Here is a 10799-nt window from a genome sequence, read left to right on the forward strand (position 1 = left end):
CCTCCCCTTACTGACACAATAAAATGTAAAACATAAAAAATCCCGCAGTACCTTTCGGTAGTGCGGGATTTTATCTATTAAGTACAGATCTGATAAAAAACTACTTGATCGACTTATTTCTTTTTCCACTCTTGGCTACGAGAGAATGGACCAATATAGCCTCTTAGCTTCAAAGTATTACCACTTAGATTTGCCGTCATACGATAATCTTTGCCTTTTTCAGGATCAGTAATCGTACCACCGCTGTATTTACCGCCACCATCAGATTTTAGACCTCTAATAATGGTCGTGCCTATATGCTTTTTGCCTTTGGCTGAGTTAGTAGCAATAAGCGTACCTGTCAGTACCCCATTTGACTCAGTAATTTTTACCGTACCTTTTGGCTTGCCTTCATCATATGTCTGCCAAGTCGTATTGGCTAATGGGTCAGCAGCAAATGCCATACTAGCAATACCAATACCAGCAACGGCTAACGTGGTTTTTGTAAATAACTTCATAGATTGACTCCCTTCATACAATGATTGCTCGAAACATTATGTTTCTGATCTCCTATGCTTATCCTTTGCTAGAATCTTTTATTACAAGCTTTGCGATTCCCTACTTATAAAGCGTAGGTTATCGATATTGCTCATAACTCTTTGTCAAAGATTTTGAGCGACATAAGCGATGTCTTGACTCATTATAATCAATTTTCCGACTTTGCCTAGTAATTTTTTTATACTTTATTATTTCTATAAAATAAAACCATATCAAAGACTTACAAGAAGGGATTGTCGATATCTTTGCCCAATTGGTCATCATTTTCCTTTGACTTATCATCATTATTATTATAAAGGTTTTTACTTTCAAATATGTTTATGACCCGACTCATTAGCTCATGCAATTGCTGAGCGTGTTCATATCCGGATGCATCCAAAGTCAGGTCAATATCACCATAGATGATGATTTTGTCCTTTTGGTTTTCAATAACAAGATCACCAACCTGCATGCTTTGGTGATCATTGGCGAATGGGTCAATCATGTGTGTATCCTTATGGTGTATTTAAAACTCAAAAAGTATTCTACGTTTTGCTCTATGCCTTTAACTGCGCAAGTAACCACTCCAAAATAGCCCAGACGAATAGCATCCAATCCGGCTCCTGAGCTGACGCATCAGTTGTGTCTGAACTCTCACCTGCCTTCAATGGCAAATCCAATGCTTCTCGCTTGGTTTGAATGTCCAACATCGGCAAGACATCGATACCGGTTTCAGCGGTCAGCTCATCGATACTAATAACATCAATGCGTTCAGATTCGTCATTTGGTGCGTAATATACCCCTGCCTGATTGGTCGCGGGTATATACACTGCTTTGAAAAAATGGCTGGGTACAAGCACACGATTGGCAAGCTGCTTGGTCTTTTTATTGGTAAATGCGACGCCAGTAATGGTATAAACCTCACCGTATTGCTGGGTCAAATAGCGAGTAGCAGACTCAATATTACGCCAAATATAACGATTATTGCGCGGCGACTGCGGCGCGATATTGGCCAGACTAAAACTATCATATTGCTGGCTGCGCGTTGCCATATTGGCATTTGGTGCTAGGTGTCCGCGATCATAACCAGAACCTGAATAGTCAGACAATGACGCGCGTGCTGTTTCTGGGAGCTTGCTTTCTTCGTGAAAACTGTCTTCACGGTCGATCTGTTTGGCTTGCTGCAGACGCGCACGATCTAGATGTTCTGCTGACCACAGCGGTGTCCGTGATACACCAGAGTACATAACGGCAAAGCCATCCATGCATAGTGTTTGTGTCTTATTACTTAGCTTGGTGTTGGTAAATTCAGGATAGATACCACCATAAAAAGATTGGCTACACTGCGTGAAATTATCAGCATGTGCCTGATTAACACCTATTACAACTGTCATGACAGTCATTAGTATGCTGTGTTTAACTCCATATGTGCGCTCACGGAAACTTATCATTCAATCTTCAACCATTTATACTCATCATTGCGTATCTGCTATCCTAGCAGGCAGTTAGCAATAAAGAAAGATAGCGCGCAAGTCGTGACATTTTAAATGGTATCCGCTATACTTAGGCGTTCAAAAAACGGTGAAGTGGGTGAGTGGCTGAAACCGCACGCCTGGAAAGTGTGTATACGTTAATCGCGTATCGAGGGTTCGAATCCCTCCTTCACCGCCAATCTTATAATATCCTACTTTTCCCACCTTGTCCCAAACGCTCCCATATACCTTTGCAGCCCTTTATAAATAACGCTTCTAGCGTTTTTTTTATGCCTACTACTTTCCCAATCTATCCGAACATAACCCACCTATCCCGCGGCTTGTGTTGGTCTATTCGTTGGTCTATTATTTCATTAGACCTCAAAAAGACCAACATTTAGGCTTTATGATTCAGCATTAGACCAACGTACTTGTTGTATTTCTTGATTCATATAGCTTTAAGCCATAGGGAATAGACCAACATGCTAAGCGATAGTAAGATCCGCAAGCTTAAACCTAGTGAGAAATGCACACCTTCACGTCCTGACAAATACAGTGATCAGCAAGGCTTACAGCTATTAGTACGCAATACTGGCACAAAGACATGGATAAGCGCCTATCGCTTTGATAGTAAGCAGACACGCCTCACACTCGGTACTTACCCCATCATGTCGCTTGCTGAAGCTAGACAAGCCAATACTGACATTAAAGCGCTGCTCGCTGATGGTATCGACCCAAAAAATAAAAAGCGTCAAGACAAGCTTGCTAACATCCACGCGCAAAAGTTCAATAACTACGCCTTAGACTGGCTCGCTGAGCGCAAGCGCAACGTTAAGCCGCGTACCTATCAGCAAGACTATAACCGGATGCATAAAGACGTATTGCCTCATTTTGAAGGCATTGCACTAAAAGATGTAAGCTTTGAGGATTGTCGATCGATGGCAGATGAGATCGAAACGCGTGTGAACACAAAAGGTGAGCCGCCACGTGAGGTGACTAGACGCACTATTGATCTGGTTGCTAATGTTTTAAGACGTGCCAAACGCGAACGCATCATCGACCAAAACCCAATCGATGATCTAAAAGCACTCTATCCTAAAGCCAAAAGTCAGCACATGAAGCATGTAGATATCAATGAGCTGCCTGCCCTACTCCAAGCTATCGAAGGCTATCATGGTCACGACCAAACCCGATTAGGTATGAAATTCTTAGCATATTCATTCTGTCGTACCATCGAGCTGCGTATGATGAAGTGGAGTCATATCGATTTTGCCAATCGCTTATGGCGTGTTGATATTGATAACCTTAAAATTGCGCGTAAGCATGTCGTACCGCTATCAGATCAAATGCTGGCAGTATTAGAAGAGATGAAAGCAATCACAGGGAAATATGAATATGTGTTTTACCACACGGGTATGCATCAGCCGTATAGTGAAGAGTTTATCAATAATGCGCTCGATATCTTGGGTTACGCAGGCAAACAGACAGGTCACGGCTTTCGTCACATCGCCTCTACCAACCTAAACGAGCTTGGCTATATGGGCGATGCGATCGAAAAGCAGATGGCGCATGATAAAAAAAGCAGCATTCGCGCGGTTTATAACCACGCGCAGCACTTAGAAGAACGGCGTAAGATCATGCAGGTCTGGGCGGACTTTTTAGATCTGCTCCGAGACAAAGGTAAGGTAGTAGACTTTCAAACAGCAAGGCAGCAAATTGAGAGGTCGTTAGGTAGTTATCAAGCTGATGGCCTTGAAGCAATTGATAAACAACACCTTATTCAAGCGCTTATTAATAAGGGTATGACGAAAGTAGAGTTGCAGGAGCTATTAGAATAATTTGATAATTTTTTTATAAAGTTAGCCATTCAAAACATTAGATCAAACACTTAATAATTACATCAAATCGAGTGGCTTTCCCTACTAAACCACCTAGTTTTTGTTGAAAACTTTTTTATATTCATTTTCAATGATTTGACTTATAACCTTGTTGGCAGTCGTTCCTTTAGCTTTCATGATAGAGTCCAATTGATCTTGATTTTTCTTATATATCTTGACTTCACTTAAATCTTCATTTTTGTTGCTCGTTGAGAATTTAGCCCATGCGTCTTTCATGTTCTCTATAATTTTGGCTCTATATGATATTTCAGATATTGACTCAAGATCAACTGTAGGGTCGCTCATATCTATATTTTTAGTAAGAGTCTCATATGTGTATTTTGCATTTGATAGGACATCAAGACTCGCTAAGATTAAATTATACTTGTCCTCTATAGAGGAGGGTATGAAGATATCCTGAAGTATAAGGTGATCTCTCTTGTCTGAGCTTAGATAATTATAAGCCCATTCAATTTGATCACTATCATCACCCTTGAGCCACTTAATTTCTCTATCAGTACGATTTCTAAAATATACAGATTTAATAGTTTCTATACGCCATATTAACGGAAGATTGTTTTCGACTACATAATTTGCATAATACGGAAGGGTGAGTGGAGTGTAGTTGAAATGCATAATCTCATATTTTAAATAATTCGAAATATGAGAAATTAACTCAGTACCTCCAACCATAGTTTTATTGTAAAAAAACCCTTGAACTAAATAAGCGATGTGCAGGGCGCTACGAAGATCACCTTTTATCCAGTTCAATGAGCTATCTGGCAGCTGGTTGTTAATTTTAAATCGCATTAGCTCGTGAAAGTATGGAATTGGATATGGCTGAGACTTGAATATGCTGATCAAAGTGGATTTGAACGCTCCCTTATCAAATTCGATATTAGCTGATAAATTTCCCAAATATACATTGTGCGCAAATACCAAGCTCTTGCAATCCTCCTCATTAAAACTTCCAATCGTTTTATAAAAATCCTCATGGTTTTTCCAGTTTTGCTTTGCATGGTAAAAATACAAGTCAGTACTAAATTTATATTGCTGAGCCTGATGATATGCATTAGCTTGATTTAGCACTTCTTGATTTAAACTAGTAGATGGCTGATTATCGCCTTCTACTACAGCCCCATTATTATCAGATGTAGCTGTTAAAGCCATAGAAGCACATCCACTTTTTTCAACCGGGATTTCGTAATTGTCGTTCAATCGATCATAATTATGAGCCGAGTTTCCATCATTATAATTCGAATTATTAGCGTATATCATAGCCAGATTTCCTTCAAAAAAACTCTTAAAAAGTGGGTTAATAGTCTATTTTAGTAGGAAAAAAGTATGTATTTACTACATAAGAACTCCCTAATATAGAGGCGTGAGCAGTCTTACACCGTTTTTTAGCTTAAAATAGACTGAATTTATTCTTTCATCTTTCTGCTTTGACTATACCTTGTATATAAGTTTCGTTCTAGCAATAAGTGTGAGTGATTTCGGCCTAATATAAATGCTTCGTTTAGGTACTATCTGCGTGCCCTTGAATGGATGATTTCATCACTAAGCGGGATGGGCTCCACTAAGCAAGAACAATATATGATACGTTTTGACAACCCCAGTCAGCTAACTCCATCCTAATCGGAACTCTAACGCAGACAGCAATACTGCATCTGCTCCGATAAAAAAACATCAAGCACACAAGCAAAAAGCTGCTCTTTGGCAGCTCATCCTTAGTGGGTTATTTATATTATTAATAATGCCATTATCATTTATTCTAGTGCTGAGAGCGCAACTCTCAGCAGTTAATATTATAAAAATACAGACTGACCTTACCCTATGAAACCAACTTCATAGGAGCACTACCATGCCGTATTCACATCTTAATCAACCTCTAGTTGTCGCTAATGTTCACAGTCTGGTTACGGACATACTGGCGAACACCATCAGCTTTAATGAGACTATGGATAAACTGAACGGGTTGTATTACCCGTTCATGAATCATCTCAATACTGAGTTATTTTATACACAGCCAGTCTTAGCATTTTTTAGTAGCACTCAAGCGATCGTTGGTGATACCTATCCAGAAAATGTGATTTGGGATCATGATAAAACAAAGCGTTTTATCAACATACTGTCATGCTATAAAAATGATATTGAGAATGAACGTCAGGCGTTCATTTATCAAGAATCGTACAATAAAAGGGAATTAAAGAACTATGTACACAGCCTGATTAATCATTACTCACGACTGCTCTTTATCCGTATCGACCTAAAATACGTAAAAGAAACCAGCCACCATGTATCTATTGAAGATTTTGACTGTCACATGAGAAAATTTAGAGATCTTATCGGTAATAAGAAAACATGCTTTGAGCATCTGCAAGGCTATGCATGGGCTCTTGAACAAGGTGGTATTGAGGGCGGACTGCACTGTCATTTACTCCTAATATACGATGGCTCAGAAAGACAAAATGACTGGTATCTAGCAAAAGAGGTAGGTGAAAAATGGAAAATGATGACAGGTGGTTTAGGTGAGTACTATAACTATCACGATACAGAGACTAAGCAGAAGTATGAGAAAAATGGCAAATTGGGTATTGGCATGATCTATCGTGATAATGCTAAGAAAGTTGAAAACGCGGTAACGTCAGCTTTATACCTAACCAAACCAAGCAAGCATGAGCAGCAGCTTAAATTGTGGGTGCCAAACATGCGCACCTTTGGTCACGGTATTTATAGAACCCCAAAACGTAGAGGCATAATCTCATAGCAAAATAATTTCAGATATATAGTATTTCCATGAGATGAGCATCGATGTCATCGTTGCCTTATCAATCTAACCCTAAACGCATCATCAAGGCCTGCTTTATAGCAGGCCTTTTTATGCCTCATTATCAAGGAGATCCTATGAAACCCATCTGTCCCAATTGTCACTCTTCTCATGTCATCGAAAATATAGATACCAGTATGCAAAGCATTTCAGAGCATGTGCTCTCACCAAAGCTGTTAGTCAGTCTTAGCGTGAGCGTCTGCAAGTACTATAAGATCAATCCTGTGATTGGCATGGTCGCAGGCAGCGCCCTTGCCACCGTCATTAATCTGGCACAACAAAGACTAATGCAGCCTCCACTCATTAGAGCGGCTATCCTGCCTCGCTATTTATGCCGTACCTGTCAGCATACCTTTAGCGTCTGACATGCTCATTTATTGAAACCTTCAATGACTCATGTAGCAAAGCATGAAATCAGTCAAACCACTTATTTTATTCAACAATAAAAGGAAATATTCTTATGGCACATTTACTCGAATCTATGGCGTACGTCGGTGACACCCCCTGGCATGGACTAGGGCAAGAGTTATCCCCCAAGCAGCCTATTGAAGTCTGGGCCCGTGAGGCAGGTATGGATTGGCGTATTGAGTCCTCAGACGTCAGCTACATGGCAACCAATGATAAAGGCCAAAACCTGATCATGCCTTTTGATAGCAATAAGGTGCTGTATCGCAGTGATAACTTGGAGCCGTTGTCAGTGGTCAGTCAACGCTACCAAGAAGTACAACCGAGTGAGATTCTAGAGTTTTATCGGGATCTCACCGAACAAGCTGACTTTGAGCTAGAAACAGCAGGAGTGCTTAAAGGCGGTCGTAAGTTCTGGGCACTCGCTCGTACTGGTCAATCAGCAACACTACGAGGTGGTGATGTCAGTCATGGCTATCTACTTCTAGCAACCGCTTGTGATGGGACGCTTGCGACCACAGCGCAGTTCACCAATATTCGCGTGGTGTGTAATAACACTTTAGCGATCAGCTTGGCTGATGGCAGCGGCGGCGTTGTAAAAGTACCGCATAGCACTAACTTTGATGCTGATAAGGTCAAACGGCAACTAGGCGTATCTGTCAGTCAGTGGGATGCGTTTAATTATGAGATGAAGCAGCTAACCAACAGACGAGTGACCCAAGCAGAAGCGGCCAATTATTTAAACCGGGTGTTTAACGATGTCAAAGACGATGGCCTTATTCTGTTTAATACCGCTAAGAAGGAGAAAGAAGCGGTTCCGAATGCTCGCGCTATGAATCAAGTGATGACTATGTTCAATGGACAAGGTCGCGGTGCAGATTTAGACTCTGCCAAAGATACTGCTTATGGCCTGCTGTCTGCGATGACAGAGTTTGTCGATCATGAACGCCGTGCTATGTCGAGGGATCATCGCTTAGACTCAGCTTGGTTCGGTGCAGGGGCTAAACTTAAAGATAAAAGCTTAGATGAAGCGCTGCGCTTAATTGCTTAATCTCTTAATGACTTTGTTTACTCAATGAATCAACCACGCCTTTGAGCGTGGTTTTTTTATGCCGCTAATCAAACAAAGTACCGTATTACTTATGAATAATAAATCTAACGAAGGAGTTCATCATGAACATGATCGCATTAAACAATACAACAATCATTCAGCCAAGAGCTAAGCGTGTAACCGTTAAGAGTAAGGCTTCAATCAAAGCTCGGCACAATAGCGAAGAGTTGCCAACGCCTAAAGTAGATAATAAAGCGGTTAAGCCATCTGCTAATCAATCAAGCACGGCTAAGCGTTTGGTCAACACCAAAAACTTAAGTCGTGAAGAGTGGCTAGCTGTTCGCAAGCAAGGTATCGGCAGTAGTGACGCTGCTGCCGCTTGTGGTATCCATCCGTATCTATCGATGCTTGAGCTATGGATGATTAAGACAGGACGCATGGAATCAAGCATCGATGAAAGCTTAGAGGGCTACTCACCTCTTTACTGGGGTAACACGCTAGAGCCAATGGTGGCTAAATACTATCAAGAACATACAGGCAATAAGGTAAGGCGTGTGAACGCTATCTTGCAACATCCTGAGCAGCCATTCATGCTAGCAAATTTAGACTATGCCATTACTGGTAGTGAGGAGGTACAAATCTTAGAGTGCAAAACCGCTGGTGAACATGGTGCCAAACTTTGGAAGGATGGTGTTCCGCTCTATGTCACCTGCCAAGTTCAGCATCAGCTGGCGGTGACGGGTAAGCAGGCAGCGCACATCTGCGTGCTGCTTTGTGGTCACGAGGCTAAGATTTATAAGGTTGAGCGCGATGAAAAGTTGATCGCAAGCATCATCGAGCATGAGCGTTTGTTCTGGCAATACGTGCAGACCGACACCCCGCCAACCCCTGATCATTCAGAATCTGCAGCTCGAGCATTAAAGCAGCTTTATCCAGCGCCTCAGCCGTCAAGCAAGGTCGACCTGCGAGATGACGACGGAGCCAACAAACTATTTGAGCAGTTACTGAGCTACCGTGACTATATGCAAGAGTTAGAGCAGCGTCATAATCAAGTTAAGCATCAGCTGCAAACACTGATTGCCGATAATGAAGTCGCTGTGTTTGAAAAAGGGGCTATTTCATGGAAACGCTCGAAAGACAGTGTCGGTCTTGATAGCAAAGCGGTTATCAAAGCGCATCCTGAGCTACTAGCGAAGTTTAGTAAAACTAAGCAAGGTAGTCGCCGCTTTGTCATCTTAAACGATTAAGCTATCTATCTCTTAACTATCAATATATTCATCAAACAATCAAAGCCAATCAATCGAAGTAAACACATAACCGCCCAGCCATCAAAGCTGGGCTTTTTTATGGGCAAACACAATTTATTAAACCTATAAGGAATATCACCATGATTAAAGGTCTCACCATAACCCCGCCCGTACTTGGCCGTATCAGCATTGGACGTGTCATTCAAAAAGACGGCAAACGTCTTCCTGCTAAAGACGATCAATTCACCATCACCAGCCAAGTTCAAAATAAAGACGGCTGGATCAATCATCCACTAGACGAAAAGCTACGTGCAAATAATGACGGTAAGCTCAGACATATTCCCGTACGTATGTTGTTTAACGATCCGACACTAAACCTACGAGCTGAGTACACGCTATTTGATCGGCAAACGGGCAGACCGCTATGCGTAGGTGACGGTGAGAGCTGTCAGCGGCGCACAAGCAAGGGTGTAGAGCAACTGCCTTGTCCATCCCCTGATCGCTGTCCACTCGCGCAAGGTGGCGCGTGTAAGCCATATGGTCGCTTGTACGTTAATCTCAGTGAAGACGATGAGCTTGGTACGTTTATCTTTCGCACCACAGGCTTTAATAGCATTAGAACGCTTGCAGCACGGCTGAGCTATTTTGCAGCAGTATCAGGCAATAAGCTGTCCTGTTTGCCACTGCAACTAACCCTACGAGGTAAAAGCACGACGCAAAGCTATCGAACGCCGATTTACTTTGTGGATTTAACCTTGCGTGATGGTGTGACACTTAAAGATGCAGTACAACATGCCAGAGCGATTGATAATGAACTGAGTGAACACGGCTTTGATCAAGCGGCATTAGAGGAAGCCGCGAAGCTTGGCTATGTGAATTCGTGCTTTGAGATTGATAGCGATAGTCTACTTGATGTGGTCGAAGAATTTTATCCAGTAGAGACTGATGATGTCAGTAGTGTTCAGCAAGGGAATTATCAAAACAGGTTAGCGACTCATAACGTGACTAGCATTGAGCAAGGATTACGGCAAAGTGTTACAGCGGTGAGCTAACGCATTCAAAGCAGATAGGTGACATAAAAAGGAGCGGATTCATTCTGCTCCTTTTTTATTACTTCAACCCAAGACTAGAGAACGGACTGTATAGGATGCCGTAAAAAAATATGGGACTCCCTCACTGTATGAGAGATGACGCTCTCATTAACTAATAAGGAGATATTCATGGAAATTTTAAACACAGGCACTCAACAAAACGTATCAACACGAAGCATGCCGCAAATACCTCGCATGCTACCGCTAAAGCAAGTCGTACATTATACAGGGCTTAGCAGCACTACGATTTACGACATGCTCGATAAAAGATCAGACCGTCACGATCCCACCTTCCCCGTTCAGGTTAAGC

Annotated in this window: 10 protein-coding genes, 1 tRNA gene and 1 pseudogene; 8 read left to right on the top strand and 4 right to left on the bottom strand. The window is 41.8% G+C overall.

Going from position 1 to position 10799, the window contains the following annotated elements; genetic code table 11:
• Positions 1 to 113 precede the first annotated feature (113 nt).
• The 3 genes from CUR83_RS13080 to CUR83_RS13090 all read right to left on the bottom strand — a co-directional run bounded on the left by CUR83_RS13080 (position 114) and on the right by CUR83_RS13090 (position 1910).
• Positions 114 to 497, bottom strand: a complete 384-nt coding sequence (locus tag CUR83_RS13080; RefSeq protein WP_058023491.1) for a DUF2147 domain-containing protein — start codon at positions 495 to 497, stop codon at positions 114 to 116.
• A 260-nt stretch (positions 498 to 757) separates the two neighbouring features.
• Positions 758 to 1021 carry a hypothetical protein gene (locus CUR83_RS13085; protein WP_093070137.1) on the bottom strand — a complete coding sequence of 88 codons (264 nt, stop codon included), beginning with the start codon at positions 1019 to 1021 and terminating at the stop codon, positions 758 to 760.
• Between the two features lie 52 nt (positions 1022 to 1073).
• On the bottom strand, positions 1074 to 1910 hold the full coding sequence (locus CUR83_RS13090; RefSeq protein WP_227674111.1) for a DNA/RNA non-specific endonuclease: 837 nt from the start codon (positions 1908 to 1910) through the stop codon (positions 1074 to 1076).
• Between the two features lie 186 nt (positions 1911 to 2096).
• Here CUR83_RS13090 and CUR83_RS13095 point away from each other — a divergent pair.
• Positions 2097 to 2187: transfer RNA gene (locus CUR83_RS13095), tRNA-Ser, on the top strand.
• A gap of 283 nt (positions 2188 to 2470) precedes the next feature.
• Complete coding sequence (locus CUR83_RS13100; RefSeq protein ID WP_284718824.1) at positions 2471 to 3826, top strand: tyrosine-type recombinase/integrase; 1356 nt, start codon at positions 2471 to 2473, stop codon at positions 3824 to 3826.
• A 93-nt stretch (positions 3827 to 3919) separates the two neighbouring features.
• Here CUR83_RS13100 and CUR83_RS13105 read toward each other — a convergent pair whose 3' ends face one another.
• Complete coding sequence (locus CUR83_RS13105; RefSeq protein ID WP_284718825.1) at positions 3920 to 5143, bottom strand: hypothetical protein; 1224 nt, start codon at positions 5141 to 5143, stop codon at positions 3920 to 3922.
• A 586-nt stretch (positions 5144 to 5729) separates the two neighbouring features.
• On the opposite strand from CUR83_RS13105, the gene CUR83_RS13110 reads away from it, so the two are divergent.
• The 6 genes and pseudogenes from CUR83_RS13110 to CUR83_RS13135 all read left to right on the top strand — a co-directional run.
• On the top strand, positions 5730 to 6635 hold the full coding sequence (locus CUR83_RS13110; RefSeq protein WP_144297489.1) for a YagK/YfjJ domain-containing protein: 906 nt from the start codon (positions 5730 to 5732) through the stop codon (positions 6633 to 6635).
• Between the two features lie 137 nt (positions 6636 to 6772).
• Entirely contained in the window at positions 6773 to 7060 is a 288-nt protein-coding gene (locus tag CUR83_RS13115; RefSeq protein ID WP_284718826.1) for a hypothetical protein, read from the top strand.
• Positions 7061 to 7155: 95 nt separating this feature from the next.
• The gene (locus CUR83_RS13120; protein ID WP_284718827.1) at positions 7156 to 8151 is read left to right on the top strand and encodes a DUF932 domain-containing protein; all 996 of its coding nucleotides are present in this window, start codon (positions 7156 to 7158) and stop codon (positions 8149 to 8151) included.
• 122 nt (positions 8152 to 8273) lie between these two features.
• Positions 8274 to 9398 carry a YqaJ viral recombinase family nuclease gene (locus CUR83_RS13125; protein ID WP_284718828.1) on the top strand — a complete coding sequence of 375 codons (1125 nt, stop codon included), beginning with the start codon at positions 8274 to 8276 and terminating at the stop codon, positions 9396 to 9398.
• 140 nt (positions 9399 to 9538) lie between these two features.
• Complete coding sequence (locus tag CUR83_RS13130; protein ID WP_284718829.1) at positions 9539 to 10450, top strand: recombination directionality factor; 912 nt, start codon at positions 9539 to 9541, stop codon at positions 10448 to 10450.
• Between the two features lie 168 nt (positions 10451 to 10618).
• Positions 10619 to 10799, top strand: a pseudogene (locus CUR83_RS13135) (AlpA family phage regulatory protein); the annotation flags it as partial.

Source organism: Psychrobacter pocilloporae, from assembly GCF_029872915.1.
GTDB lineage: Bacteria > Pseudomonadota > Gammaproteobacteria > Pseudomonadales > Moraxellaceae > Psychrobacter > Psychrobacter pacificensis.